Raw genomic sequence first — 25,599 nt, 5'->3', positions numbered from 1 at the left:
GGCCTCCCCGGCCTATTGAATGGCAATCAGCTGACCTTCGTCGGTGAGGACGTAGATCATGCCGTTGTAAGCGATCGGAGCAATATAGGCGGCCCCGCCCAGATTCAGGCTGGCTTCCTCAGCCCCGGTCCGGGCGTTGAGGGCGACGGCCTCACCTTCCGAACTGACCAGAACCAGGCGATTGGTGGCCAGCAGCGGACCCGACCAGATCGGGCGAACGGTGCGATCAAACATGCCGAGCACCCCACCTTCCTGGCGTTGGCGGCCCTCGTTCAGGTCATAGATCCAATAGACTTGGCCATTGGCGCGATTGATGGTGATCACCTCTCCCGCCTTGGAGACGACATAGACCACATCTCCGGCGGGCCACGGGGCATTCAACGTCGCAATCGGCAGTTGCCAGCGCGGCGTACCCGAACGCAGGTCCATAGCCGCAAACAGGCCTGAATGGCTGCCGGCATAGACCGAGCCCTGATAGACGACAGGACGCCCGGTAATATCGCGCAGCTCCGACAGAGCATTCGTCCGGTTGGTACGCGACAGCACCTGCTGCCACAGCATCTGCCCATTGGAGGTCCGCAGAGCTACCAGCTCGCCCGACGAGAAGGGCGCGATCACGACCTCACCGGATACCGCTGGGCTGGAAGCACGCAGGATGCGTGCCGGCTCAGCAATGGCCTGGTACGACCAGTTCTGATTTCCGGTCGTCACATCAAAGGCGATGATTTGATTGTCGATATCCACGGCATAGACCCGATTGCCGGCCACCGTGGGGGCGCTGTGGATCGGGGACTCAACCTCGCTCGTCCAGATGACGTCGCCGGTGGCGGCATTGAGGGCCGTCACCACGCGCAGGCCAGAGGTCACGAAAACGCGGTCCCCGCCCACGGCCAGGCCGCCGCCAAAGCCCTGATTCTGACCGCCGGTGCGACCAAAGGACAGCAGGCCACCGCGATCCCGCTCACTGTTGGTCACGGTGTAGCGCCACACGGTCCGCCCGGAGGCCGCATCCACAGCCGATACCTGGTTGTGGCCATCCAGCACGTAGAGACGACCATCGCTGGCGACGATCGGAGACGTCACCTGGGTCGTCCGGCCTGAGCCCTCGCCGATGTCGTGACGCCAGGCGATACGGAATTGCTCACCGGCCTGGGCGTGTTCGATGGAGTTCTCAGCCGTTCCGCCCGGCTCTGGCCAGGCCGTCACCGCACGCGGCGTCGGCAGGTTGAACGCCCGACCGGCCAGTTCACTCGATACCTCGACCGAGTCTTCGAACTGCAGGATCGAGACACGCTCGCCATCGGAAGCCACGGCCTGGCGGTCGTTGTCGTCATTGCCGAACGGCCAGATTCGCTGGGCCGTATTGCTAACGGTCGAACAGCCGGCCAGCAGAGCGCAGAGGGCAGCTGTCGAGACAATTTTCAGGTTCAGTTTCATGGACAGGGACTTTCGCCTGAAATCAATGATCTGTCGCGGCACCTGCCGCGGGAGCCTGGGCTCCGGGAGCGGTCGCCCCCGGACGCGGAGCCGCCGCCGCTTCGGCTTCGGCCTGATCTGCAGCTCGGCCCGCGGCTTCAATGATGCCGGGGATGCTGGCCGCAGCACCGGACTCGATGAGCCCCAACGTAATCTGGGCACGTTGGCGCAGGGAGTCGGGCAGTTCGAGCTCAAGCGTCAGGGCCTGAAGCTGCTGGCGCGCTGCATCTGTCTGGCCATGCTGAAGCCGAGCGAGGGCCAGGGCCTCCTGGGCCTCAAACCGGAACGGACGGCCTTCTTCGGTCAACGGAGACAGCCGTGTCGTCACATCTTCCAGCGACCCGCTGTCCATCAACGCCCAAGCCGCCTTGAGCTGGGCAATATCGGAAATCAACGGCTGATTGGTCGCCTCTGAAGCCTGATCGAACAGGGCCACCGCCTCGGCTGTCTCACCCCGCTCCAGCCGGAACGCCGCGCGTTGCATCAAGGCCAAAGCCCGATACGGGCCATTGCCGGCACCTTCGACTTCGACAAAGGCGGCTTCGGCCGCTGACTGGTCTTCAGCCTGGAGCGCGTCCAGACCCCGCTGGTAGGCCTGTGAGGCTTCAGCCCCCGACCAACCCTTGCGGGCGTCGAGGAACCAGATCCCCCCAACCACCAGAACCGCTACCCCCGCGATGGCCGCCGCAGCCGGCCACCAACGCTGAAACAAATGCTTCCAGCGCTCGGAACGAAGGTTCTCTTCGACCTCTTCAAATACGTCTGACAAGGCGCGTCGACTCCCCTGGCCCGGAACGGGCGGAACATAAAGCGCCGCGAACCTAGAGGTTCGCGCTGTCCGCCGCAACGCAAGCTCACCCCTCAAACGCGGCTTTTTATCGACGCGGGTCTCATCCGCCCTGGTTCGCGTGCACCGCCGAGGCCACAGCCGCCCCGATCACCGCCACCGAAACCAGCCAGAACAGAGGCATCGCCGGGATCATGGCGAGGTCCAGGCCCCTGCTGCTCATCAGGGCGCCGAGCTGGCTCCAGTCGAGGCCTGCGGAGGATTGCGGCGTCTGTGACGTCATCGCGGCGATCTGGCTCAACCCCGTCCCGAGCCCTGCGTCAAGCGTTTCACGGACCGCGAAGAACCCTCCCACCACGCCGGCCCCTGTCAACACCACCGTTCGCAGGTACCAACTGAGGCCAAGCCTCCGATCGACCCGATCAGCAAAGGCTTCCGTGTCGTCAAAGGCGGGTGCGCGGGCAAACATCCGCTCGATCTCGCCGTCGAAGGCGTCCGGATCAGACATGGGCGCGTCTCCCTTGACCGGTCGGCGCGACGGCCAGCTGCGCGCGAAGTTTATCCAGACCACGTTTGACATGAGATTTCACCGTTCCTAGCGGCAACTTCAAGGCATCGGCGATTTCCGCCTGGGTCAGACCGGCACCATGGCAAAGGCTGACACACATCCGTTCGATCTCGCTCAGTCCCTTGAGGGCGTCATCAAGATCGAGGCTTCGGGCCCCGTCTGGCATCAGGGTCACGGGTTCTTCCGCCTCTGACAGTTCCGTCCAGCGCGCCTCCTTCTGACGGCGCTTGATGTAGAGCCGCGCTGCAATCCTGCGGACCCAGGCGGAGAAGGTGCCCTCACCGCGAAAATCCGCGCACCGCTCGAACGCCTGGATAAAGGCATCCTGGGCCACGTCGTCAGCCAGGGCCGGATCCGCGCCCATGCGACGCAGCAGACCCCGGACAGAAGCGGCATGGCGGCGGACCAATTCCCCGAACTCCCGTCGACCGCCGGCCGCTGCCATGGCAACCAGCTCGGTGTCGTGAAGTCGGGCCAGTCTGGATGATGTTGCGGTCACCGACCGTCCTCCGTCTGGTCCTGATCCGCCTAGTCCGCCCGCGTCTTGTTGAAGAAGCTCAGGACAACGAAAGCCAGACCCAGGAAGCCCGGAACTGCAGCCAGTCCTACCATCGGATAGACCGCTTCCTGATCTTCGAACCCAATCATCCAGCCGAAGGTGGCGACGCCGGCGGCCACCGCCAGCCAAATCACGCCCGTGCGCAGGTCGGTATGCGCCGTGGCGATCCGACCACGCGAGGCCTTGGCGATCGCCTCAACCAGTTCGGCCGGCAGAGCCTCTCCCTTATCGAGCGCATGGCGCACGGTTTGCTGCATGTCGCGCCGATCCCGGCTCTTGAGCCACGCCGGTACCAGCACCATCGCCGCAACCGCAGCAAACAGGCCGAGGGGAACAATCACTTCAACACCCATGGGGGGCCTCATTCATTAATCGGCAGGCCCGACGCCCGCCGTCTGATGGGAAGAGGCTCAGACCCAGCCCGACGGATGCAGACCGTCGCATGAATTCTTTGTAAGCCTAGAACGTGCCGGGGCGGACGAACCTGCGCGCCAGTCGCAAGGCACCGCCGACATCCGCCCGTCGCAACAACCAGACGCCGACCGCCACCACCAGACCCAGCCCAATGGGCTGAAGCGAAGCAGCCGCGTTGGACCTGGCCTGTTCGATCACGGGAACCAGCACCCAGCAAAGGAGCGCCGCCACCGCGGCCCAGAGCGCCAGCACTGACAGCTTCAGCCTGAACCGCCGCGCCTCGATCCCCTCGGCCACGCGGGCGACGAAGGCGTGATCAACCGGCGGCGGCTCGGCACCCAGGCCAAGCGCGGCTTTCAGACGATCGTCGGGGGTCATGGCGCTTCTCCCATGGCTTCGAGCAGTTTAGCGCGTCCGCGCGCCGCATGCGACTTCACGGTGCCCAGCGGCAGACCCAAAGCCTCAGCTGCCTCGGCGTGCGACCAGTCTCCGGCCAGACACAGGGCCACCACGGCACGCTGATCCTCCGGCAAGTTGTCCAACGCCTTGCGCACCGCGATCTGGTCGCGCGCCGCAGGGGTATCGAACTCAGGCCGGGTCTCCAGCCACTGACGATCCCGCGCGGCGGACCGCGCCCGACCGCGCTGGGTCGTCATCGCCTTGCGCCAGGCCAGGCCGCAGAACCACGACCGCACGCTGGCGTCCGGTTTCAGGGTTCCGATCTTCGTCCATGCCGTCACAAGTGCCTCCTGCGCCATGTCGTCCGCTTCGGACGGATCGGCGCACACCCGCCTCAGGAACCCCCGCACCGCCGCCTGATGTCTCAGCACAAGCTCCGAGAAGGCGCGCGATGACCCGGCCTTGGCCGCCTCGGCCAGGGCCTGATCCGTCGGATGGCTGGCACCCCCGGCATCCACCTCAGCCTCGGGGGCGCTTCCAGGTGATGGCGTAGACCAGCGACGCCAGGGCCAGAGCGCCCAGCACCACCGCCGCCACCATCATGGCGTCGCCCAGCCCCTCGTCGCCGAGAATGTTGCTTCGCGCGAGGAAGACGAAACCGCCCGCCAGACCGCCAAACAAGGCCACCTGATACCAGCCCCAGTTGGTCGTCGAGGGCGCGGCGCTTCCAGTGGCCGCCAGATCGCCGAGCAACGGGTCGGCGGCGGTGACGCCGCTGAGCGTGCCCAACAGTTCGGGCGGCGGCGTCTGCCCTTTTTCGGCATAGGCCTGGATCAGCTTCAGGGCGTCACGTCGTGCCTGATACTTCAGCCAGCTGTTCCACCCCTCGACGACGAACCACGCCATCGGGAACATCAGCCACCAGAAATTGCGAAACAGGTCTTCCATCGATCAGCCCTCCACCGGATCGCGCCGCAACGCTCTCAGAAGCTCCGCGGGCGGCTCCTTGCCCGCCGCCGCATAAGCGGCCAGCACCCGCATCTCGTCGGCGCGGGTCCGGCTCTTCATCCACTGGTCCCAGGCACCGCAGATCACCGCGGCCAGAGGGAACATCAGCCACCAAAAGTCGCGGAACAGCTCCACCATCGTCTTCGTCTCCGTTCAGGCCGCCCCGTCGACGCCCGTTCGAGACTGTATCGCCGCCGCCCACCAGATCGGATGCAGCACCCGCTAAAGAAAAGCGCCCAGGGCGGCTTCATAGATGTCTGACTTGAACCCCGCGATCCGCCGATCACCCAGATCCAGAATGGGGCGTTTGATCATGGACGGCTGCGCCAACATCAGGCCCACGGCCTTGCCAGCGTTCAGATCAGCCTTGTCGGCGTCGTCGAGCTTTTTGAATGTGGTCCCGGCCCGGTTCAGTACCGCCTCCCAGCCCAGCTCCTCGACCCAGCTCTTGAGGCGGGCCTCGTCGATTCCGGCCTTCTTGTAATCGTGAAAGGCATAGCGCACGCCCCGCTCGTCCAGCCACATCCGGGCCTTCTTGACGGTGTCGCAGTTGGGGATGCCATAGAGCGTATAGGTCATGGTACCCGTTTTGCCCGATTCCCGACCTGGGCAAAAAACACCAGGCTTCGGGCCCAAACGGAGCCTGAGATGCGCCTCTACACCCATCCGTTCTCGTCCTACTGCCAGAAGGCCCTGATCGCTTTCTATGAGAACGACATCCCCTTCGAGGAAAGGTTTCTCGAAGACCCCGGTGTCATGGACGAGCTAGCCTCGCGGTGGCCCATGAAGCGGTTTCCGCTGCTGGTCGATGGCGACCGGACCGTGATGGAAGCGACGGCCATCATCGAATATCTGGCGGCCCTCTATCCGGGGCCGATCCAGCTGATCCCGCACGACCCGATCCTTGCGGTCGAGACGCGCATGATGGACCGCGTCTTCGACAACTACGTCAATCGCCCACAACAGGACATCATCTTCGAGGCGATCCGTCCTCAAGGAGCCAACCCCGATCCGTTCGGGGTTGGTCGCGCCCGCGATATGCTGGAAACCAGCTACGCCTGGCTCAACTATCGGATGGCCGGTCGGGAATGGGCTGTGGGCGGCGGCTTTAGCCTGGCGGACTGTGCGGCCGCTCCGGCGCTGTTCTATGCGGACTGGACCCACGAAATCCCGGCCAATCTCAGCCATCTGATCGCCTATCGGCAGCGCCTGTTGGCCCGCCCGTCCTTTGCGCGCTGCGTCGAGGCGGCCCGACGTTTCAGGCCCTACTTTCCCCTCGGGGCACCGGATCGGGACTGATCCCGGCGCGGCGGCGTTCGATCCGTCGCCAGATCTGGTCATGCACGGTGAAGAAGACGGTCTGCACGATCGGTTCGATAATCCCGACCGCCAGGGCAATGCGCCAATCGCGCGTCAGGGCGAAGGCCACCGTCACCGCCACGGCAAAGTGCATGATCCCATAGCTGAACGACTTGGCTGCCAGGGTCTTGAAGCTGGTCGGAAGGGCATGATTGCAGGCGTGATGGTCGTGCAGACCCAAACGCCCTTCAATCGCCTCAGACGCTTCTTGCAGACCCGACAGGCGACCTCGCCTTTCGATCCGGTGCCAGACCCGGTCATGGACCGCGAAAGCGAGGGTCTGGGCCACGGGCTCGATCATCCCGACTGCCAACGCCAGACGCCAATCGCGCGTGATCGCCCAGGCCACCAGGATTGCCACGACCAGGTGCATCGCTCCGTAGGAGGCGATCTTGAGCCATAGCTGTCTGGCGGCATCTGCGATCATTCTGACCATCGCAAAAGGATGGTCACTCGCCCGCCACGCGACAAGGCAATAATTCTAATCATGACGATAAGCGCGGCCTGCCCCTTGCCGCACCCGCGAAGAGGGGTCTATAGCCCGCCCGCAAAACGGAGACTCCCATGGAGATTCGCGAAGGCCTCACCTTCGACGATGTTTTGCTCGAACCCGGCCCGTCCGAGGTCATGCCCACCCAGGTGGACACCTCGACCCGGCTGACGCGCGACATCACGCTGAACATTCCGCTGGCTTCGTCGGCTATGGACACGGTGACCGAGAGCCGGCTGGCCATCGCCATGGCCCAGGCCGGTGGGCTGGGCGTCATTCACCGCAACCTGACACCTGAGGAACAGGCCGAGCAGGTCCGTAGCGTGAAACGCTATGAGAGCGGCATGGTGGTCAGCCCGATCACCATCCACCCGGACACCTCACTCGATGAGGTTCGGGCCATCCGCGAACGTCGCAAGATCTCGGGCTTCCCGGTTGTCGAGCGCGACACGGGCAAGCTGGTCGGGGTCCTGACCAACCGCGATATGCGCTTTGAAGGCGACGGCGCGCGCACCGCCGGCGACCTGATGACCCGCGACAATCTCGCGGTCGTCCGCGAGGGCACCGGTCGCGAAGAGGCACAAGGCCTGCTCAACACCCGCAAGATCGAGCGCGTCATCGTCGTCGACGAAGATTTCCGCGCCGTCGGCCTGATCACCGTCAAGGACATCGAAAAGGCCCAGGCCCACCCCAACGCCGCCAAGGACGATCAGGGCCGTCTGCTGGTCGGAGCCGCCTCTACCGTCGGCGACGCCGGCTATGAGCGGTCGATGATGCTGGCCGAGGCAGGGGCCGACGTCGTGGTGATCGATACCGCCCACGGCCACTCGGTTCAGGTCGCCCGCGCGGTCGAGCGGATCAAGCGTGAGACCAACCGCACCCAGATCATCGCCGGCAATGTCGCGACCTATGACGCCGCCCGTGCCCTGATCGACGCCGGTGCTGACGCCGTGAAGGTCGGCATTGGGCCGGGGTCCATCTGCACCACCCGTATCGTCGCCGGGGTCGGTGTGCCCCAGCTGACCGCCATCATGGACTCGGTCCGCGCCGCGCGGGACAGCGGCGTGCCGATCATCGCCGACGGTGGCATCAAATATTCGGGCGACCTGGCCAAGGCGATTGCGGCGGGTGCCTCGGTCGCCATGCTCGGCTCGATGTTCGCCGGCACCGACGAAAGCCCCGGCGAGGTCTTCCTGTATCAAGGCCGGTCCTACAAATCGTACCGGGGCATGGGCTCGGTCGGGGCCATGGCCTCCGGCTCCGCGGATCGCTACTTCCAGAAGGAAGTCTCTGACCAGATGAAGCTGGTCCCCGAAGGCATTGAGGGCCAGACGCCGTACAAGGGGCCGATCTCGCCGGTACTACACCAGTTGGTCGGCGGACTTCGCGCCTCGATGGGCTATGTCGGCGCCGCGACCATCGAAGAATTCCAGAAACGCGCGAAGTTCGTTCGCATCACCGGCGCGGGCCTGCGCGAAAGTCACGTCCACGACGTGATGATCACGCGCGAAGCGCCGAACTATCGGCAAGGCTGAGCTTGGGAGGGCTCTGATCATGCACCATCCGTCGATCTTTTCTGACGTGCACCCCGACCTGATCGTCGCGGGCTTCACCATCGTTCTGGCGTTGGTCCAGATCCTCTGGGCCGCCGCCGCGCGGACCAATGAACTCGGCCTGAAATGGAACGCCGGCCCCCGCGACGGCGAGGTCGCCCCGCCGGGTGTGGCCGCCGGACGCCTGATCCGCGCCCAGATCAATCTCATGGAGACCCTGCCGCTGTTCCTCGGGGCCGTGGCCTTGGTGCATCTGGCTGACAAGCAGGGCGAACTGTCGATGTGGGGCACGCACCTGTTCCTGCTGGGTCGCGTCATCTATCTGCCGCTCTATCGGTTCGGCGTGACCGGCTTGCGCACCGCGGCCTGGATGCTGTCGCTCGTCGGCCTGGGCATGACCCTCTATGCGTTGTTCACCTGAGGCATGAGAGACGGTGGCCGGATCTCTGCAGCGCTTGAGGTTCTCACGGACCTTGAGACCCGCCGTGTCCCGGCCAAGGTGGCGCTGAAAAGCTGGTCAGACCGCTCCCGCTTCGCCGGAGCCAAAGACCGCGCCTTCGTGTCCGGCCTGGTGCTCGACGCCCTGAGAAAGCGCCGCTCGACCGGCTGGCGCATGGACGATGACAGTCCGCGCGCCGCCATTCTGGGCGTGCTGGCCTGGGGCTGGCGCTGGCCGCTCGAGCGCATCGCGGACGCCACCGCCGAGGAACCGCATGGTCCCGGCACCCTGACCGAGGTCGAAACCGCCGCCCTCGCCTCGCCTCGCCCGCTCGACGACGCGCCCGATCCGGTGCGCGGCGACTATCCCGACTGGCTAGATGCGCATCTGGATCGCGTCTTCGGCGACGCCCGCGCCGAGGAGGCTGCGGCGCTGGCCGAGCGCGCGCCGGTCGATCTGCGCATCAACAGCCTCAAGACCGAGCCGGAGCGCGCCTTCAAGGCGCTCCAGCCGCTGGGGGCCGAGCCGGTCGCCGACGTTCCGACCGCCGCCCGCATCCCGGCACCCGACCCAGCCGTCCGAACCGGCGCGGTCGAGACCATCCCGGCCTTCCACAAGGGCTGGTTCGAGGTTCAGGACCTCGGCAGCCAGATGGCCGCCCTGACGGCTGGCGACATCAAGGGCAAACAGGTTCTTGATTTCTGCGCCGGCGGCGGCGGCAAGACCCTGGCCCTGGCCGCCCTGATGGCCAACACCGGCCAGCTCTACGCCTATGACAGTGACGCCCGGCGGATGGCCGACATCATCCCCCGCGCCCAGCGGGCCGGCGTGCGAAACCTTCAGGTCCGCAGCCCTGTCGACCCCGACGCCCTCAAGGGGCTCGAAGGGAAGATGGACGTCGTCTTCGTCGACGCCCCCTGCACCGGCTCGGGCACCTGGCGGCGTCACCCCGACACCAAATGGCGCCTGACGCCCGACCAACTCGAACGCCGCACCGTCGAACAGGACGCCGTGCTCGATCAGGCCGCCCCCTTCGTCAAACCGGGCGGTCGCCTCATCTACGTCACCTGCTCCTTCTTCGCCGAAGAGAACGAGGACCGGGTGGCGGCGTTTGTGGAGCGCGCGGAGGGTTTCGCGCAGATCGGCGAGGCGATGCGCCTGTCGCCGCTCAGCGCCGGAACCGACGGCTTTTTTGCTCAAGCACTTACCCGAACTACGGACCCGCAATGACCGCCCACCAGAAAGTCCTCATCGTCGATTTCGGCAGCCAGGTGACCCAGCTGATCGCCCGGCGGCTGCGCGAGGCGAACGTCTATTGCGAGATCCATCCCTATGCGAAGGCCGAGGCCGCGCTTGAGGCGATGTCTCCTGCCGCCATCATCCTGTCGGGCGGGCCGGAGAGCGTGCACGAGGAAGGCAGCCCCCGCGCGCCCCAGTCCGTCTTCGACGCGGGGGTCCCCGTCCTGGGCATCTGCTACGGCGAGATGACGATGTGCGAGCAGCTCGGCGGCAAGGTCGAGGGTGGCCACACCAGAGAGTTCGGTCGCGCCGAGATCACGGTGAAGAAAGCCTCGCCCCTGCTCGATGGCCTCGCCGGCGTCGGCGAGGAAGAGACGGTCTGGATGAGCCACGGCGACAAGATCGTCGCCATCCCCGAAGGCTTTGACGTCATCGCCACCTCGCCCGGCTCGCCCTATGCGGTGATCGGCGACGAGCGCCGGCGTCTCTACGGCATTCAGTTCCACCCCGAGGTCATGCACACGCCGCGCGGCGCGCAGATGCTGAAGAACTTCACCCATAAGATTGCGGGGCTGTCGGGCGACTGGACCATGGCCGCTTATCGCGACGAAAAGATCGCCCATATCCGCGAACAGGTCGGCGACGCCAAGGTCATCTGCGGCCTGTCGGGCGGGGTGGATTCATCGGTCGCCGCCGTGCTGATCCACGAGGCCATCGGCGACCAGCTGACCTGTGTGTTCGTCGACACCGGCCTGCTGAGGAAAGACGAGGCCAAACAGGTCACGACGCTTTTCCGAGAGCACTACAACATCCCGCTGATCCACGTTGATGCGTCTCAGGAATTTCTCGGTGCCCTGGCCGGCCAGTCGGACCCGGAAATCAAGCGCAAGACCATCGGTCGGGTCTTCATCGAGGTCTTCGACCGTGAGGCCAACAAGATCGACGGGGCCGAGTTCCTGGCCCAGGGCACCCTCTATCCCGACGTCATCGAGAGCGTCTCGGCCTCCAGCGGCAAGGCCCATGTGATCAAGAGCCACCACAATGTCGGCGGCCTGCCCGACTATATGAAGCTCAAGCTGGTCGAACCCTTGCGCGAACTGTTCAAGGACGAGGTGCGGGCGCTGGGCCGCGAGTTGGGCCTGACCGACGCCTTCGTCGGTCGCCACCCCTTCCCCGGCCCCGGTCTGGCCATCCGCATCCCCGGCGAGATCACGCCCGACGCCGTCGCCACGCTCCAGGACGCCGACGCCATCTATCTGGACGAGATCCGCAAGGCCGGCCTCTATGACGACATCTGGCAGGCCTTCGCCGTGCTGCTCCCGGTCAAGACCGTCGGCGTCATGGGCGACGCCCGCACCTATGAGAAGGTCCTGGCCCTGCGCGCCGTCACCTCGACTGACGGCATGACGGCGGACTTCTACCAGTTCCCCTGGGAAATGCTCGGCCGCACGGCGACCCGAATCATCAACGAGGTCCGCGGCGTGAACCGCGTGGTCTATGACGTGACGTCCAAGCCGCCGGGGACGATCGAGTGGGAGTGATCCGACCGCTGCTGGTGGCCCTTGCGGTCGCCGGCACCGCCTTCGCTACCGCCGCGCAGGAACCGGAACAGCCGGCCCCGGTCACGGCCGCCGGGGATGGTCCCTATCTGTTGCCTGGCACCACCCGGGACTGGCGGGCCTTGAGCGTGTCCGATGATCTCAACCCGCACGAACATCGCGTTTCCCGGACCGGCCGGATCACCGTGCGGGCCGTTGGCGACATCCCCGCCTTCGAGGTTCCCCTGCGCGCCCGGGTCCAGGCGCCGGCCCCCGATGAGCTGCCGCTCGATCCGGCGACACGCCTGCTGGTGCTGGCCGACACCCACGGCGAATACGACATCGTCGTGGAGTTCCTGCGCCGTCAGGGGGTGATCGACGCGAACCTGAACTGGACCTTTGGCGGCGGCCAGATGGTGGTGACGGGCGACATCTTTGATCGCGGTGCCTATCAGCTGGAAATCCTGTGGCTGCTCTACAAGCTGGAGAGCGAGGCGCGCGCGGCGGGCGGCGCGCTACACGTCCTGCTGGGCAATCACGAGAACATCGTGCTGCGCAACGACCTGCGCTACCTGCACCCGCGCTACCCGGAGGTGGCGCGCATTCTGGGTGTTGAGACCTATCCCGACCTGTTCACCGCCGAGACCTTGCTGGGCGACTGGCTGCGCTCGCGGCCGGCGGTCCTCAAGCTGGGCGACCTGTTGCTGTTGCACGGCGGCATCTCGCCCCAGGTGGTAGATCGCGGCCTGTCGATCCGCGACCTGAACGCCGGCGTCCGGCGAAGCCTGGACACCCCGGTCGCCCGGCGCACCGAACTGGATGCGGACGCGTTTCTCATCGCCGGGACCTTCGGCCCGCTGTGGTTCCGCGGCTATTTCCCGCAAGCGGCTGAGCCCGACCGACCCTATATGCCGCGCGCCGAGGTCGACCGGTCGTTGACCTTCTACGGGGTCAGCCGCATCCTGGTCGGCCACACGGCGATGGACCAAGTGACGCCGCTCTATGACGGGCGCGTCATCGCCGTTCAGGTCTATCCGCACCGCGACGCCCTGACCGGTGCGCCGGTCCTCGAAGGCACCCTGCGCGAACAGGGCCGCTGGTTCCGGGTCAACGCCCGGGGCGAGCGGTTCGTCCTGCCGCTCGGGCCATCATCAAACGCCGGCGACTGAGCCCATCAATCCTCGAAGCGCGCCGGCCGCTTCTGCATCCCGGCGGCCACCGCCTCGATCTGGTTCGGACGTCCGATCAGGGCGCCCTGTTCGCGGCTTTCGGCCAGCAGCACCGCCTCGACATTCCCGCTGATCGACAGGTTGGACAGCCGCTTGGCCGCCCGGATCGCCTCGGGATTCCTGCTCGCAATTTCGCGCGCCAGGGCCAGGGCTTCGGCCAGGGGATCTTCCGCCGTGCGGGTGACGAAGCCGTAGCCGACCGCATCGTCGCCAGAGAACTCGCGCGCCGTATAGACCAGCTCGCGCAGCACATCGTCGCGCACCCGGCCGGGCCACAGGGCGAAGCCCGCCATATCCGGCACGATGCCCCACTTCATCTCCATGACCGACAGCCGCGTATCAGGCCGCGCGACGCAGACATCGGCGCCGGACATCAGCTGCAGTCCACCACCAAAGGCGACGCCGTGAACTGCCGCGATCACCGGAACCGGCAGGCTCCGCCAGCCCCAGCACACCTGCTGAAACACATTGGCTGGCCCATGGGTGCGCGCCATGATGTCGAAGTCGGTCGCGGCCAGCCCGGCCATCGACATCATGTCCAGCCCCGCGCAGAAGGCCCGCCCCTCGCCCGACAGCACGACGGCCCTGAGGCCCGGCGTCGCCGCGAGCTGATCGATCACCGCGGCAATGCCCTCGATCATCGGCGGATCGAGCGCATTCATCTTGTCGTCGCGGCTCAGCCGCACGTCGGCGACGCCGGCCTCCAACGTCAGGCGAACGCGATCCGTCACAGGCGACGACGCGGGCCGGTCACTAGGCCCCCGGCGTGCGGAAGTGCTGAGCATCGACGCGCGACTGAGCGGGAGCTGCAGCCTCACGCGACGATGACATGTCGATCCGATAGCTCGTGTCGCTGCAATCGCCGGGCGCGTCCGGCACTTCGCCGTTGAACACCATGATCACCGCAAAATCATAGCCGGTCGCATCAAACACACCGTCGCGGCCCAAAGGCGTGACCTCAACCTGTCCGTTGCGAACACCCAGACCAGTCATCGACAGGCTGTCCGGTCCCTCGATCGCATAACGCTGGGGCCCCTGCGCGCGAACCTGATGATAGGCGGCACCCAGTTCCTGAACGGACCCGCGGACCGCTCCGCCTGACCGCTTGCCGGCACCGGCAAGGGCCACCGCCCCATCGATCCGGGGGGCCATTTCATAGTCTCGGGCAAAGTTCTGGATCCGCCAATCCAAAAGAGCCATCGGGATCGAAGTCCCGGCCTCTGTCAGCGTGGTGGTCATGGTTTCCATTCCATCGAGGGTGGCGGCATTCTCCCACAGACGGGTCACGATGCGCGGCCCGTGACGGTCCGCCAGTGACTGCAACAGGGTCCATTGACCGTAGTTGTGCCCAGCCTCGGTCGTGGTCCAGCATAGCTGCGGGGCTGCAAAATCCGTCACCGCATAGCGGGCGGCGTCTTCGTCCTGCCCCATGGTGGCGGTCTCGATCCAGGACGCGGTCGATTCATACAACCACTGGAGCCCCTCTTCGGCGTCATAGCCGTACTGGACCATGTGATTGAACTCATGCGCGGCGGTCGCCCGCATCAGACGCATGGGGTCTTCGCCCTCTTCCCGGCCCTCACTGAGGTTGTTGTCGATCACCAGAATGGTGCGTGAAGCCGCCCGCTCGCGCACACCAGGCGTCTGGGGATTGTCGAAGATGACCTCGACCCCCTTCATATAGCCCATCGTGCCTTCACCCGCGTCGGCGATATAGGCGCGATAGCGGCCATTGGAGTCTCGGACGGGTGCGGACCACCCCATGCCGTTGATCTGGGTGTCATAGGCGCGCTGGATGGCGTCCGCCGTCGCGCGCGCATATTCCTCGGTCGTACGGTCGCGCCCTTGCAAGGTGTACATCAGGCGGAAATCGGTCGTCTCCAGAACCTGTTCCGGCCCGCTGAGATGCACCGGATTTTCAAACTGCGCCTGCAACTCGGCAACGAGGCCGGCATCGACGCCGGAGATTTCCAGCGCATAGTCGCCCGACGACGCGCCGTCCGAATACCGGGTCATGTTCAGCACATATCGACCCGCCGACGGGGCTGTGAAGGCAAAGGCCGAGTTCAGCGTGCCGTCGCTGCGGTCATCGTTCAGCGCCACCGGATAGCCATCCGGCCCATTGAGGGTGATGACCGGGTCCAGGTCTTCATTCGGAGAGTCGGCCATAACGAGAATGGTCTGGCCCGCCGTCAGGTCCAGCGGATACTCGTCTTCAGGATTGTTGTCGTTGATGGTTCCGGTATGCCGCGCCATCACGCTGCGTGCGATGGTCGCGTAGTTGAACGGGGCCTGGGCGTTGGGATCGATCGCCATCGACACCACGGCATCGCCGGTGTCCTGGCCGCTGAAGGAGCTGACGACCACCGTGTACCGGCCCGGCTGATCGGCCCGATAGATGAGTTGCGAGTTCAGGGTGCCGTCGCCCCGGTCATCGTTTTCGGCCACGGTTTCGCCGGATGCGCTGATCAGCGTCAGGGTTGTATCCAGGCCATCGGACAAGGCGATGGTGGTCGCAACGAACGGCTCCCCGGCCGGCAGGTCGACCTCATAGCGCGCCTCGGTCTGCCGGCGCGACAGGGCCGCAATGGCATCCTGAAGTGACCGCGACTGGTACGACAGGCCGACGTTGGCCCCGTAATAGACGTCCATCTCGAAGTCGCCGGTGGCATTGCCGTAACCGGAAACCTGCACCTGGTAGCGGCCCGGGCGCTGCGCCGCATAGATGATCCGCGAACTGAGATCGCCGGGCACGACGTCATCATTGGCCGCCACCTGGCGACCATCCGGCCCGATCAGGGTGAGCATCGTATCCAGGCCTGATGTGCCGAAGGCCGTGAGGGTCACGATCTGACCGGCGCTGAGATCCAGGGTGTATTCCGCCCGAGGAGCCCGGTCTGTCAGAGCGCCCTGGTAATTCGGCCCCGGCTGGGCCCAGGCGGCGGTGCCTGACGCGGCAAGGACTAGAGCGGCAATTGCGACGCTGGTGCGCATGAAATATCCCCCTGCCGATGCCCCTTTGGCCGATCGACGACCCTTGCTAGCCCGCGAGAACGGGGCTTCCAAGACTGATTTTCTGTTGAAATCTGACAATCTTCACACGCCAACCGTCCCGAGGCGGCTCGCGTGGGTCGATACAAAGAAAAAGGGCGGGAGCTTTCGCTCCCACCCTTTCCGTCGTTCGGGTCTGAACGGCTGGATTAGAAATCCATGCCGCCCATGCCGCCCATGCCGCCCATGTCGGGCGCAGCCGGGGCCGCCTTCTTGGGCGCATCCGCCACGGCGGCTTCGGTGGTGATCAGGATGCCGGCGACCGAGGCCGCGTCCTGAAGCGCCGTGCGCACGACCTTGGCCGGGTCGATGACGCCCATCTTGACCAGGTCGCCGTATTCTTCGGTCTGGGCGTTGTAGCCGAACGACGCGGTCTTGTTGTCCAGGACCTTGCCGACCACGATCGAGCCTTCGACGCCGGCGTTTTCGGCGATCTGGCGGATCGGGGCCTGCAGCGCGCGGCGCACGATGGCGACGCCCGCCTGCTGGTCGGCGTTGTCGGTGGCGATGTTCTCAAGCGCCAGAGACGCCTTGAGCAGGGCCGTGCCGCCGCCCGGGACGATGCCTTCTTCCACGGCCGCGCGGGTCGCGTTCAGGGCGTCGTCTACGCGGTCCTTCTTCTCCTTGACCTCGATCTCGGTCGAGCCGCCGACCCGGATCACCGCCACGCCCCCGGCCAGCTTGGCCAGACGCTCCTGCAGCTTTTCCTTGTCGTAGTCGCTCGTGGTGTTTTCGATCTGGGTCTTGATCTGGCCGATGCGGGCCTCGATCGCGTCCTTCTCGCCCACGCCGTCGACGATGGTGGTGTCGTCCTTGGTGATGGTGACCTTCTTGGCCTTGCCCAGCATGTCGAGCGTGACGTTTTCCAGCTTGATGCCGAGGTCCTCAGAGATCACCTGGCCGCCGGTCAGGACGGCGATGTCCTCCAGCATGGCTTTGCGGCGATCGCCGAAGCCCGGCGCCTTGACCGCCGCGACCCGCAGGCCGCCGCGCAGCTTGTTGACCACCAGGGTGGCCAGGGCCTCGCCCTCGATGTCCTCGGCGATGATCACCAGCGGACGGCCCGACTGAACCACGGCTTCCAGGATCGGCAGCATGGCCTGGAGCGACGACAGCTTCTTCTCGTGCAGCAGGATGAGCGGCTCTTCCAGCTCGACCTGCATCTTGTCGGCGTTGGTGATGAAGTACGGGCTCAGATAGCCGCGGTCGAACTGCATGCCTTCGACGACGTCCAGCTCGGTTTCGGCCGTCTTGGCCTCTTCGACGGTGATGACGCCTTCGTTGCCGACCTTGTCCATCGCCTTGGCGATCATCTTGCCGACTTCGTCGTCGCCGTTGGCCGAGATGGTGCCGACCTGGGCGATCTCGTCGTTGGACGTGACCTTCTTGGAGCTGTCCTTGATTTCGGTGATGACCTTGGCCACGGCCTTGTCGATGCCGCGCTTCAGATCCATCGGGTTCATGCCGGCGGCCACCGACTTCATGCCCTCGACCACGATGGCCTGGGCCAGGACGGTCGCGGTGGTCGTGCCGTCACCGGCCTTGTCGTTCGTTTTGGACGCGACCTCACGGATCATCTGGGCGCCCATGTTCTCGAAGCGATCCTCGAGTTCGATCTCCTTGGCGACCGAGACACCGTCCTTGGTCGAGCGCGGCGCGCCGAAGGACTTTTCGATCACGACGTTGCGGCCCTTGGGACCCAGCGTCACCTTGACCGCATTGGCCAGGATGTTGACGCCCTTGAGCATCCGGTCACGGGCGTCGGTGTTGAAGTAGACTTGTTTAGCAGCCATTGGGGCGTGCTCCTGATTTCAGAATTTCGGGAAAGAGGTTCGGCGGTGCCGGGTGCTTAGGACAGCACGCCCAGGACGTCCGATTCCTTCATGATGATGAGGTCTTGACCGTCGATCTTCACTTCCGAGCCCGACCACTTGCCGAACAGGATGCGGTCGCCGACCGACAGTTCCATCTTGATGAAGTCGCCATCATCGTCGCGGGCCCCGGGGCCGACGGCGACGACTTCGCCTTCCTGCGGCTTTTCCTTGGCATTGTCGGGGATGATGATCCCGCCAGCCGTCTTTTCTTCTTCCTGGACGCGCTTGACCAGGACGCGGTCGCCGAGCGGACGAAACGCCATGTGATGTGTCTCCCTAGTGGACAGTTGAGCGGCCCTCAGTCGCGCCTGCTAGCAGTCGTCGTGTCTGAGTGCCAAAGGCGTCCGGGAGGTAGGCAGAGGCTGGCGGGGAGTCAAGGACGACGCCGCCAATCAGCCGACGAATTCGGCCCCGGCGGCGGCGGTCCATCGCCTCAGGGCAGGACGTCCTCATCCGAATAGATGGCCACCCGGGGCGCGGTGTCCTGGTCGGCCCAGCCGCGGTACATCCCCGAGGTGTTCATCGAGAAGGCCACCGAGCCGTCGGTCGTCAGGGCGATGACGCCGCCGTCGCCGCCGATCGCGCCAAGTTCACTGATCATGGCCTCGGCCGCCTCGGCGATCGGCATGTCGTTGATGTCGTTCAGGCCGCAAATGTCACGCGCCACCGTCAGGCGGATGAAATACTCGCCCGTTCCGGTCGCCGAGACGGCGCAGCCGCGTCCGGCCCAGGTGCCGGCGCCGATGACCGGCGTGTCACCAATCCGGCCCCAACGCTTGGCCGTGGTGCCGCCAGTGGAGGTGCCCGCCGCGATGCGACCCTGGCTGTCGACGGCCACGACGCCGACGGTGCCGAAGCGGTGGTCGTCGCCGTCGCTGAGTGCGGCAGAAGCCCCAGGGGTGGGCTCCGTGCCGGCCGGACGCTCGGGGATTGGCCAGCCGCGCTGATTCAGGGTTTCGATCAACTGGTCCCAGCGGCGCTGGGTGAAGAAAAAGGCCGGCTCCACCTGTTCCAGGCCGACTGAGACGGCGAAGGCGTCCGCCCCCTCCCCGGCCAGCATGACGTGGGGCGACTGCTCCATGACGGCGCGGGCCAGGGCGATGGGGTGGCGCGTGCGCGAGACGCCGGCGACGGCGCCGGCCCGCATCATTTCGCCGTCCATGATGGCGGCGTCGAGCGAGTTGGCGCCCTCGGCCGTGAAGACCGCGCCGCGCCCGGCGTTGAACATCGGATTGTCTTCCATGACCTCGATGGAGGCCTGGATGGCGTCGAGCGACGAGCCGCCGTTGCGCAGCACCTCGGACCCGGCCTCGATGGCAGCGGTCAAGGCCGCCCGGTATTCCGCATCGCGCTCGGGCGTCATCTGGCTGCGCTCGATGGTTCCAGCTCCGCCGTGAATGGCGATAGTCCAGCGCAACGGTTCATCGCCGGCGTCAGCGGCGACATTCTGGGCCGCAGCCGATCCAGCGAACGCGAGTGTCAGCACAAAGAGGCAGAGAAATCGGATCACGGCGGGGCTCCAAGTCGACTGAGAATGGTAGATACCAAGACAAATACGACATCGTTGGTCTGCTTGCACTCCCCTTTGTCCGCACCTGTTCCAGCATGACCAGAATCTGAAACACAAGCGCTTGGCCCATCCAAGCACTTCGGACCAAGGCCGTTCCCAAGCCCGAACGACAAACGAATTTTATGCGAGTTGCGGACGAATCTGAGGCGCTATCACTGAAGGGGTTGAAGGCGACAGCTATGGAACCCCCAGTCCTCCGCTTCGACAGGCCGAATAGTGATTGTATTCTGGAAGGTCGCTGGCACAACGAAGACAGCATGATCGTCAATCACGGTGACAGTGCCTCTGCCTTCATGCATGCCGCTCCACTGAATTTCTCTGGTGCCCCAAAGCGCACAATCGACCGCATAGAGGCCTTCGCTGGCTGGTGGGAAACTCACCTCGACCACCCCGGTCACTCCCCATTGTCCAAACCAGGCCCGATTGATTCCCGAAAGTGCATAAGTGGCATTCCTGAAGCCCAGGGCGATTTGAGACGCCGAGTCATAAGGTCGCTGCACGGAGAGGGTGATCGCAGACCCTCTGAAAGAAAAATTGTCTCGTCCAAGCCAACGCCTCAGCTCCGCGCGAACCTGAGAGTCCGGAAGCGGCGGGATTTCAGGCAATGTAGTTGGCACCGGCGGCTCGGAGCGGGGCCCCCGGCCTGGCGCAATCTGCGGCTGAGCTAAAACCGTGCTCGAGATTATCACCCATGCAAGACCAAGGTTCACTACAAACAGCACACGAGACATCATGGCATTGACCTCCATTCCCACATTGCGACGTTACCCGAAGCCTCGGGGCGAGCAAATTCAGTTGTGTCGCCGAGTCTTAAGGCAGGCCGCAGCGGCAAGAGCGCATCCGAGAGCTCGCTCGATAAAGTACCTGCGTTAAGAGCATACGACGGCAGCCATTGCTGAGGCTGCCCGACCGCTCAGTGGACGCGCTGCAACCGGCAGGCCTGCAACGTCCAGGAGCCCACGCTCAACGACTGAATATAGATCGTACTTCCAGCCGACGCGGGCACAACGAAGACGGCGTGGTTATTCATCGTCCCAACCTCGCCCGCCTCCTCTGAGGCTCCGAACCAACGGACCGACATTGCATTGGCAATCTCGCAATCGATCATTGTTTCGCCAGTGAAGGTGTTCGGCAGGGTGACGATGGCAAGCCCCCCCGTCTGCCCGGCAGGTAGCAACGCTTCATTCGCCTGGGGCAAGACCTGATAGGCGTTGCCGAAACCAAGGCTGGCCCCGGTCGCGGCGTGGTAGGGCTGCCGCACCGACACGGTAATCGGCGCACCGGTCACAGAGGCGTCGAGACGACCGGTCGCCTGTCGCACTGACGCCTGGACCTGTGCTTGCGAAAGCGGCGCGACAGGAGGCCGTGGTGACGGTAGCGGTGGTGCGGGCGGGCCTATGGTCGGTCGAGACTGGGCCGCAGCCTCCGCGGCCACGCCAAGCGACGCAGCCAGCACCAAGACTGCTAGACATGAGCGAATAGCCACCTGCAATCCTCCATCGCCCACCGAAATTCGGCGTTACCTGGATTTGGAAGGTTCGCAGGCCGGCATGTCAACGCCGCTCTAGCCCAGCGGGATCAGATCGCAGCCGCGTAAAGCTGGTTGACCTTGTTCCAGTTCACCACCGACCAGAAGGCCTTGAGGTAGTCGGCCCGGCGGTTCTGGTACTTCAGGTAATAGGCGTGCTCCCAGACGTCGGCACCCAGGACCACGGCACCCTTTTCGTCGGCGACGTCCATCAGCGGGTTGTCCTGGTTCGGCGTGGAGGTGATCTTCAGCTTGCCGTCCTGAACGATCAGCCAGGCCCAGCCGGAGCCGAACTGGCCGGCACCGGCGGCATTGAAGTCAGCCATGAACTTGTCCAGGCCGCCCAGATCGCGGTCGATGGCGGCGGCCAGTTCAGCGGACGGCTCACCCGTCTGACCGTGCGGCGCCATAAGCTCCCAGAACAGGCTGTGGTTCCAGTGACCGCCACCGTTGTTGCGCACGGCCTTGGGCAGCTTGGACATAGTGGCGAACATCTCTTCCATCGACTTGCCGGCTAGCGAGGCGTCGGCATCGACGGCCTTGTTCAGGTTGTCGACATAGGCCTGATGGTGCTTGTCGTGGTGGAAGGTCATCGTTTCGGCGTCGATGGCCGGCTCCAGGGCGTCATAGGCATAAGGAAGGGGCGGCAGGGTGAAGGCCATGGAACGGCTCCTTGAGAAGAATCTTCAGCTACGCCGTATCTAGGCGAGCCGCTGGCAATGCCAAGCCGCGAAACACGAATTCGTTCCTGGCGTCATCAAATAGGTGTCCTTGAAATCGATCGGACTGCCCAGTCAGATTGCACGCTTCCCAGGGTTCAGTTCTCGATCTGGTCAGGCACATCGAGGGTCGCCGGCCAACGCTCAGGCAACCAGCCGGCATAGTTTCGCCAGCGCCCGGAACTGGTCGAGTAGAGCGGCTCACGCACCTGCCAGACGCTGGCGGTCCGCACCGCGCCTTGCCGTGCCGAAAAGTCCAGAACGTCAGGTTCCCACGCCAAACCAAGAAAGGTCGTCACATCCTTGATCGCGGCCTCTGGCTCCCGGACAAGACGGTCATAGTCAACATCCAGAATGTCCGAAGGCCAGAGCGCCTTCCAATGGTCCATCAGGCGCCGATAGCAGCCATGCCAGTGGGCCAGATCCTCCAGATCCAGGGCGTAGGCCATGCTCGGACTCAGGTGCAGCATCCAGTTCGAGAGCGCGACGTCTCGCGCGTCCCGTATGGTGTGGAGAATCCTGGCCGACGGAAACAGCGTCTTGATCAGACCGATGGCCAGGAAATTGTCCGGGCGCTTGTCGATGGCCAGGCCAGCCCCCGGACGCCGCGCGTTGACCTGATCGACATAGAGCTGAGCTAACCGGGCGGTCGCATCGGGGCTCAAACGAGCCGCAGCCTCCGGCCAGGGCTGAAGGTGCCCGACAATCAACGACGGCAAGACATCCAGCTCACCCCCTGAGCGGAGGCCGGAGTGTCCCACCAGAATCCGCTCCAGCAGCGTCGAGCCGGATCTGAAGTGCCCGCAAATAAAAACAGATGGCGAAACCCGGTTAGACGCAGAGCTCGCACTTTTCCGAGGAAAGGTGGCGATCAGGCGGCCAATCAGCGCCTCAGCGGATTTGCGGTCATACCGGGCACCTGAGGCCTGGCGTGAGGCGGCATTCGCGGCGCTGAACGCCTGGAACGCGGCGTCGTAGTCCCTCACCGAATCCAGGGCGCGGCCCAATGCAAACGCAAGCTCCGCCCGGTCATCCTGGGCCACCGGTCGCGTCAGGGCCTGCTCTAGCTGAACGATCAGCGGATCAGTGCGGCTGGAAAACCGCGTCGCATTGGCCAGCCGAGCCAAGGCCAACGGCATGTCGGGAACCAAAGCCAGAAGATGCGCGTAGGTCGCGCGCGCCTCTTCCCGGGCTCCCCGGTCCTCATGCAGGTTCCCAAGGTTGAGTAGCGCGGGAACGTAGGCAGGATTGAGATGAAGGGCGGCCGCCAACTCGCGCTGCGCATCCTCGGGTCGGTCGAGGTCGTCAATCAGGATGACCGCACGATTGAGATGGACCTCTTCCGGGTCGCTGATGCCCCTTTGCAATGCCTCGGCATAGGCCTCCAGCCCGGCTTCGAACTGCCCCAGGCGGCGCCTCATCAGACCGAGATTGTACCAGGCGTTTGGATTGGCCGGCTGGATCGCCAGGGCCGCTTCGTACGCCGTCGCGGCCTCTGCTGCACGACCCGCCTGTCGCGCGGCAGATGCCCGAGCAAGCCACTCCTGCATGGATACGGATCCCGCCACGGTGTCAGCCCCTCAGCCGTGCCGCATGAAACGCCACATGGTCGTCGATGAAGCTGGCCATGAAGAAATAGCTGTGATCGTAGCCTGGCTGCATCCGCAGCGTCAGGCGCTGTCCCACAGCGTCAGCAGCGGATCGCAACAGCTCGGGCTTGAGCTGCTCCGTCAGGAAGGGGTCAGCATCGCCCTGGTCGACCAGAATGTCGTCGAAGGCACCGCGCCCGGCGCCGGAGGCCAGCAACAGGGCCGCGTCGTGCTCGGCCCAGGCGGACCGGTCGTCGCCGAGATAGGCGCTGAAGGCTTTTTCGCCCCACGGGCACCGCGTCGGTGAACTGATCGGAGCAAAGGCCGACACCGACCGGAACATATCCGGGTGGCGCAGCGCCAGGGTCAAGGCCCCGTGACCGCCCATCGAGTGGCCGAGAATCGAGCGGGTCGTTGTTGTCGGAAACTCAGCATCGATGAGGGCGATCAACTCCTCAATGACATAGGACTCCATGCGGAAATTCGGCGTCCAGGGGGCCTGGCTGGCATCCAGATAAAAGCCGGCCCCCTGCCCCAGATCATAGGCCGGATCGTCCGCCACGCCCTCGCCGCGCGGCGACGTATCGGGCGCGACGATGATCAGGCCATGCTCGGCCGCGGCCCGGTACGCCCCGGCCTTGGTGGTGAAGTTGTCCTCAGTGCAGGTCAGGCCCGACAGCCAGATCAACACCGGAAACGGCCCCTCGCCGGGCGGCACAAACACCGACAGGGTCATCGGCGTACCGGTCTGAACGCTGTCGTGCCTCAGATAGCGCAGGGTGCCGCCGTGGACAGTGTGGGTCTTGAGGGTTTCCATGGCCCTTCCTCGACGCATGGGCCCCATGCGTCAACCGTCAGCCAGTCGGCGCTCCATCATCACCAGATCGGTGCTGATCGTCTGGCCGTTCGCATCGGTCCTGACCCGCAGACCCGGTACCAGGTTGTGGGTGATGCGATAGCCCAGCCGCCGGTAGAAGGGGCCTGCCGTCTGGGTGCCCAGATGCACCACGCCGACCCCGGCCTGCCTCATGGCGGCGTCCACGGCCTGACCCAGGGCGGTTCCAACACCCGGCGGCAGGCCCTCGTCCAGGGTCATGGTGGCCAGATAGGCATACCGCTGTCCGTCGCGATCATGGATCGAGCCCCAGGCCCCGCCGCGTAGCCGCCCATCAGCGTCATGCAATTCCAGCAGGAAGTCCGGCCTGATCTTGGGGTCAGCCTCATTGACGGCCTCGACATAGAGCGTGTGCGCGCCGTCGGACCGGTTCAACGCATAGGTCCAGGTGCCGTCCGGTCCGGCAGGCATATCGATGGGCTGGCCGGTCCAACCCGCTGCCGTCAGCGCCGCACCGACCCGATCGGCCCAGGTCGTCAGGATCACGACCCGACCGACCGACCGGCCTTCTGCTTCCAGCTCCGCAAGCCGCTTCGCCAGATAGGCTGGAGCTTCGTCCAGAAAGGGGCTGTCCACACCCTGGTCAATCTCGGGATAGTCGACCGTGATGTCGGGGTTGAAGCCGAACTCCGGCTCCCTCTGGAGGAACAGCCGGAACAGAGCCTCGGCCCCCGGTTTCAGATCAGCGCGATCGACCGCCTCCGAAGTCCGGGCTGTGAGCGTGAGGCCGACGTCGTCAAAAGTCACGCAAACCTCAGCCCGGGCGATGCAGGGCACAGACCTTGTTGCCGTCAGGATCACGCAGATAGGCGAGGATCAGCTTTCCGAAAGGGCCGTTGCGCTCACCGGGCGGATCCTCGATGGAACGACCGCCCGCCGCGACGCCGGCGTCGTGGAAGGCCTGGACCATCTCGGGCGTCCTGGCGTGAAAGCCGATGGTGCCGCCGTTGGCATGACAGGCCGGATCGCCGTCGATGGGCTTGCCGACCGCGAAAGAGACGCCCCGGTCATTGCGCCACCAGTAGCGGCCCTTCGGGTCGGGACCTTGCGCCGGACCGAGGCCAAGGGCGCCCAGGGCAGCGTCATAGAAGGCGCGGGAGGCCTCGGGGTCATTCGCGCCGACGACGATGTGAGTGAACATGGGCAGGCCCTCCTTGGTTGTTTTTGACGACTAACCGGCCTGGCGGGCGTTGTCACGGGGTGAGCGGTGCGTCGACCGTCGGGCACGCCGATGCCGCCTCGCGGTTTCCAGCGAAGGTGAGGTGGAGAGGCAGGCGGTGCTGGGTCATGGCCCGGAACCGTGGGGTGCGTCCGT

At 65.3% G+C, this 25,599-nt stretch carries 28 protein-coding genes; 6 read left to right on the top strand and 22 right to left on the bottom strand.

All coding sequences use genetic code 11. From position 1 onward, the window contains the following. Positions 1-12 precede the first annotated feature (12 nt). The 10 genes from G391_RS0108565 to G391_RS0108520 all read right to left on the bottom strand — a co-directional run bounded on the left by G391_RS0108565 (position 13) and on the right by G391_RS0108520 (position 5,790). On the bottom strand, positions 13-1,437 hold the full coding sequence (locus tag G391_RS0108565; protein ID WP_029087154.1) for an outer membrane protein assembly factor BamB family protein: 1,425 nt from the start codon (positions 1,435-1,437) through the stop codon (positions 13-15). Positions 1,438-1,459: 22 nt separating this feature from the next. Continuing rightward, the gene (locus G391_RS0108560; protein WP_029087153.1) at positions 1,460-2,245 is read right to left on the bottom strand and encodes a tetratricopeptide repeat protein; all 786 of its coding nucleotides are present in this window, start codon (positions 2,243-2,245) and stop codon (positions 1,460-1,462) included. Between the two features lie 121 nt (positions 2,246-2,366). After that, on the bottom strand, positions 2,367-2,771 hold the full coding sequence (locus G391_RS15200) for a hypothetical protein (protein WP_051257256.1): 405 nt from the start codon (positions 2,769-2,771) through the stop codon (positions 2,367-2,369). Continuing rightward, entirely contained in the window at positions 2,764-3,276 is a 513-nt protein-coding gene (locus tag G391_RS0108550; RefSeq protein WP_051257255.1) for an RNA polymerase sigma factor, read from the bottom strand. Before G391_RS0108550 ends, G391_RS15200 begins: the two co-directional genes overlap by 8 nt. Positions 3,277-3,359: 83 nt before the next feature. Continuing rightward, entirely contained in the window at positions 3,360-3,743 is a 384-nt protein-coding gene (locus G391_RS0108545) for a DUF6249 domain-containing protein (RefSeq protein WP_029087151.1), read from the bottom strand. Between the two features lie 106 nt (positions 3,744-3,849). Then, positions 3,850-4,182 (bottom strand): hypothetical protein, encoded by a 333-nt coding sequence (locus G391_RS0108540; RefSeq protein WP_029087150.1) that lies wholly within the window; start codon positions 4,180-4,182, stop codon positions 3,850-3,852. Further along, on the bottom strand, positions 4,179-4,721 hold the full coding sequence (locus G391_RS0108535; RefSeq protein ID WP_035304202.1) for an RNA polymerase sigma factor: 543 nt from the start codon (positions 4,719-4,721) through the stop codon (positions 4,179-4,181). The genes G391_RS0108540 and G391_RS0108535 overlap by 4 nt, the downstream gene beginning before the upstream one ends. Before the next feature lies 1 nt (position 4,722). Then, positions 4,723-5,151 (bottom strand): hypothetical protein, encoded by a 429-nt coding sequence (locus G391_RS0108530; protein WP_029087148.1) that lies wholly within the window; start codon positions 5,149-5,151, stop codon positions 4,723-4,725. A gap of 3 nt (positions 5,152-5,154) precedes the next feature. Continuing rightward, positions 5,155-5,349, bottom strand: coding sequence for a hypothetical protein (locus tag G391_RS0108525; protein ID WP_029087147.1), 195 nt, complete (start codon positions 5,347-5,349; stop codon positions 5,155-5,157). 84 nt (positions 5,350-5,433) lie between these two features. Next, complete coding sequence (locus G391_RS0108520) at positions 5,434-5,790, bottom strand: ArsC family reductase (RefSeq protein WP_029087146.1); 357 nt, start codon at positions 5,788-5,790, stop codon at positions 5,434-5,436. A gap of 69 nt (positions 5,791-5,859) precedes the next feature. Here G391_RS0108520 and G391_RS0108515 point away from each other — a divergent pair, with 69 nt between their 5' ends. Then, positions 5,860-6,510 carry a glutathione S-transferase family protein gene (locus G391_RS0108515; RefSeq protein WP_029087145.1) on the top strand — a complete coding sequence of 217 codons (651 nt, stop codon included), beginning with the start codon at positions 5,860-5,862 and terminating at the stop codon, positions 6,508-6,510. Here G391_RS0108515 and G391_RS14345 read toward each other — a convergent pair. Beyond that, on the bottom strand, positions 6,470-7,006 hold the full coding sequence (locus G391_RS14345) for a DUF2061 domain-containing protein (RefSeq protein ID WP_051257254.1): 537 nt from the start codon (positions 7,004-7,006) through the stop codon (positions 6,470-6,472). The two genes, G391_RS0108515 and G391_RS14345, sit on opposite strands and share 41 nt — an antisense overlap. Positions 7,007-7,134: 128 nt before the next feature. Between G391_RS14345 and guaB the strand changes: the two genes are divergently transcribed. The 5 genes from guaB to G391_RS14340 are packed head-to-tail and all read left to right on the top strand — an operon-like array spanning position 7,135 to position 12,998. Beyond that, the gene (gene guaB / locus G391_RS0108505) at positions 7,135-8,595 is read left to right on the top strand and encodes an IMP dehydrogenase (protein WP_029087144.1); all 1,461 of its coding nucleotides are present in this window, start codon (positions 7,135-7,137) and stop codon (positions 8,593-8,595) included. A gap of 19 nt (positions 8,596-8,614) precedes the next feature. Further along, positions 8,615-9,034 carry an MAPEG family protein gene (locus G391_RS0108500; protein ID WP_051257253.1) on the top strand — a complete coding sequence of 140 codons (420 nt, stop codon included), beginning with the start codon at positions 8,615-8,617 and terminating at the stop codon, positions 9,032-9,034. A gap of 3 nt (positions 9,035-9,037) precedes the next feature. After that, positions 9,038-10,282, top strand: coding sequence for an RsmB/NOP family class I SAM-dependent RNA methyltransferase (locus G391_RS0108495; RefSeq protein WP_029087142.1), 1,245 nt, complete (start codon positions 9,038-9,040; stop codon positions 10,280-10,282). Further along, the gene (guaA, locus tag G391_RS0108490; RefSeq protein ID WP_029087141.1) at positions 10,279-11,832 is read left to right on the top strand and encodes a glutamine-hydrolyzing GMP synthase; all 1,554 of its coding nucleotides are present in this window, start codon (positions 10,279-10,281) and stop codon (positions 11,830-11,832) included. Before G391_RS0108495 ends, guaA begins: the two co-directional genes overlap by 4 nt. Continuing rightward, a complete protein-coding gene (locus G391_RS14340; protein WP_084169200.1) occupies positions 11,823-12,998 on the top strand; it encodes a metallophosphoesterase in 1,176 nt (391 codons plus the stop codon). The genes guaA and G391_RS14340 overlap by 10 nt, the downstream gene beginning before the upstream one ends. A gap of 5 nt (positions 12,999-13,003) precedes the next feature. Here the strand turns inward: G391_RS14340 and G391_RS0108480 are convergent, their stop codons facing one another. From G391_RS0108480 to G391_RS0108430, 11 genes are all read right to left on the bottom strand, one after another. After that, entirely contained in the window at positions 13,004-13,789 is a 786-nt protein-coding gene (locus G391_RS0108480) for a crotonase/enoyl-CoA hydratase family protein (RefSeq protein WP_029087140.1), read from the bottom strand. A 22-nt stretch (positions 13,790-13,811) separates the two neighbouring features. Further along, entirely contained in the window at positions 13,812-16,052 is a 2,241-nt protein-coding gene (locus G391_RS15195; RefSeq protein ID WP_051257250.1) for a PPC domain-containing protein, read from the bottom strand. A 206-nt stretch (positions 16,053-16,258) separates the two neighbouring features. Next, positions 16,259-17,902 carry a chaperonin GroEL gene (gene groL / locus G391_RS0108470; protein WP_029087139.1) on the bottom strand — a complete coding sequence of 548 codons (1,644 nt, stop codon included), beginning with the start codon at positions 17,900-17,902 and terminating at the stop codon, positions 16,259-16,261. A gap of 56 nt (positions 17,903-17,958) precedes the next feature. After that, positions 17,959-18,246, bottom strand: a complete 288-nt coding sequence (groES, locus tag G391_RS0108465; RefSeq protein ID WP_029087138.1) for a co-chaperone GroES — start codon at positions 18,244-18,246, stop codon at positions 17,959-17,961. 170 nt (positions 18,247-18,416) lie between these two features. After that, positions 18,417-19,493, bottom strand: coding sequence for an isoaspartyl peptidase/L-asparaginase family protein (locus G391_RS0108460; protein ID WP_029087137.1), 1,077 nt, complete (start codon positions 19,491-19,493; stop codon positions 18,417-18,419). 973 nt (positions 19,494-20,466) lie between these two features. Further along, positions 20,467-20,874, bottom strand: coding sequence for a hypothetical protein (locus G391_RS0108455; protein ID WP_029087136.1), 408 nt, complete (start codon positions 20,872-20,874; stop codon positions 20,467-20,469). A 257-nt stretch (positions 20,875-21,131) separates the two neighbouring features. Beyond that, positions 21,132-21,743 carry a superoxide dismutase gene (locus G391_RS0108450; protein ID WP_029087135.1) on the bottom strand — a complete coding sequence of 204 codons (612 nt, stop codon included), beginning with the start codon at positions 21,741-21,743 and terminating at the stop codon, positions 21,132-21,134. Between the two features lie 155 nt (positions 21,744-21,898). Continuing rightward, positions 21,899-23,350, bottom strand: coding sequence for a tetratricopeptide repeat-containing sulfotransferase family protein (locus tag G391_RS0108445; RefSeq protein ID WP_029087134.1), 1,452 nt, complete (start codon positions 23,348-23,350; stop codon positions 21,899-21,901). 22 nt (positions 23,351-23,372) lie between these two features. Further along, positions 23,373-24,206 carry an S-formylglutathione hydrolase gene (fghA, locus tag G391_RS0108440; protein ID WP_029087133.1) on the bottom strand — a complete coding sequence of 278 codons (834 nt, stop codon included), beginning with the start codon at positions 24,204-24,206 and terminating at the stop codon, positions 23,373-23,375. Positions 24,207-24,236: 30 nt separating this feature from the next. Continuing rightward, positions 24,237-25,031 (bottom strand): GNAT family N-acetyltransferase, encoded by a 795-nt coding sequence (locus tag G391_RS14330; RefSeq protein ID WP_156893907.1) that lies wholly within the window; start codon positions 25,029-25,031, stop codon positions 24,237-24,239. A gap of 7 nt (positions 25,032-25,038) precedes the next feature. Next, on the bottom strand, positions 25,039-25,425 hold the full coding sequence (locus G391_RS0108430) for a VOC family protein (protein WP_029087132.1): 387 nt from the start codon (positions 25,423-25,425) through the stop codon (positions 25,039-25,041). Positions 25,426-25,599 lie beyond the last annotated feature (174 nt).

This window comes from Brevundimonas aveniformis DSM 17977 (assembly GCF_000428765.1).
GTDB lineage: Bacteria > Pseudomonadota > Alphaproteobacteria > Caulobacterales > Caulobacteraceae > Brevundimonas > Brevundimonas aveniformis.
This window is presented reverse-complemented; position numbering and strand designations above follow the sequence as displayed.

Excerpts from the sequence above, each read along its gene's own strand:
- G391_RS0108565 (WP_029087154.1), bottom strand. The coding sequence starts at position 1,437 with ATGAAACTGAACCTGAAAATTGTCTCGACAGCTGCCCTCTGCGCTCTG.
- G391_RS15200 (WP_051257256.1), bottom strand. The coding sequence starts at position 2,771 with ATGTCTGATCCGGACGCCTTCGACGGCGAGATCGAGCGGATGTTTGCC.
- G391_RS0108550 (WP_051257255.1), bottom strand. The coding sequence starts at position 3,276 with ATGGCAGCGGCCGGCGGTCGACGGGAGTTCGGGGAATTGGTCCGCCGC.
- G391_RS0108545 (WP_029087151.1), bottom strand. The coding sequence starts at position 3,743 with ATGGGTGTTGAAGTGATTGTTCCCCTCGGCCTGTTTGCTGCGGTTGCG.
- G391_RS0108540 (WP_029087150.1), bottom strand. The coding sequence starts at position 4,182 with ATGACCCCCGACGATCGTCTGAAAGCCGCGCTTGGCCTGGGTGCCGAG.
- G391_RS0108530 (WP_029087148.1), bottom strand. The coding sequence starts at position 5,151 with ATGGAAGACCTGTTTCGCAATTTCTGGTGGCTGATGTTCCCGATGGCG.
- G391_RS0108525 (WP_029087147.1), bottom strand. The coding sequence starts at position 5,349 with ATGGTGGAGCTGTTCCGCGACTTTTGGTGGCTGATGTTCCCTCTGGCC.
- G391_RS0108520 (WP_029087146.1), bottom strand. The coding sequence starts at position 5,790 with ATGACCTATACGCTCTATGGCATCCCCAACTGCGACACCGTCAAGAAG.
- G391_RS0108515 (WP_029087145.1), top strand. The coding sequence starts at position 5,860 with ATGCGCCTCTACACCCATCCGTTCTCGTCCTACTGCCAGAAGGCCCTG.
- G391_RS14345 (WP_051257254.1), bottom strand. The coding sequence starts at position 7,006 with ATGGTCAGAATGATCGCAGATGCCGCCAGACAGCTATGGCTCAAGATC.
- guaB (WP_029087144.1), top strand. The coding sequence starts at position 7,135 with ATGGAGATTCGCGAAGGCCTCACCTTCGACGATGTTTTGCTCGAACCC.
- G391_RS0108500 (WP_051257253.1), top strand. The coding sequence starts at position 8,615 with ATGCACCATCCGTCGATCTTTTCTGACGTGCACCCCGACCTGATCGTC.
- G391_RS0108495 (WP_029087142.1), top strand. The coding sequence starts at position 9,038 with ATGAGAGACGGTGGCCGGATCTCTGCAGCGCTTGAGGTTCTCACGGAC.
- guaA (WP_029087141.1), top strand. The coding sequence starts at position 10,279 with ATGACCGCCCACCAGAAAGTCCTCATCGTCGATTTCGGCAGCCAGGTG.
- G391_RS15195 (WP_051257250.1), bottom strand. The coding sequence starts at position 16,052 with ATGCGCACCAGCGTCGCAATTGCCGCTCTAGTCCTTGCCGCGTCAGGC.
- groL (WP_029087139.1), bottom strand. The coding sequence starts at position 17,902 with ATGGCTGCTAAACAAGTCTACTTCAACACCGACGCCCGTGACCGGATG.
- groES (WP_029087138.1), bottom strand. The coding sequence starts at position 18,246 with ATGGCGTTTCGTCCGCTCGGCGACCGCGTCCTGGTCAAGCGCGTCCAG.
- G391_RS0108450 (WP_029087135.1), bottom strand. The coding sequence starts at position 21,743 with ATGGCCTTCACCCTGCCGCCCCTTCCTTATGCCTATGACGCCCTGGAG.
- G391_RS0108445 (WP_029087134.1), bottom strand. The coding sequence starts at position 23,350 with ATGCAGGAGTGGCTTGCTCGGGCATCTGCCGCGCGACAGGCGGGTCGT.
- fghA (WP_029087133.1), bottom strand. The coding sequence starts at position 24,206 with ATGGAAACCCTCAAGACCCACACTGTCCACGGCGGCACCCTGCGCTAT.
- G391_RS0108430 (WP_029087132.1), bottom strand. The coding sequence starts at position 25,425 with ATGTTCACTCACATCGTCGTCGGCGCGAATGACCCCGAGGCCTCCCGC.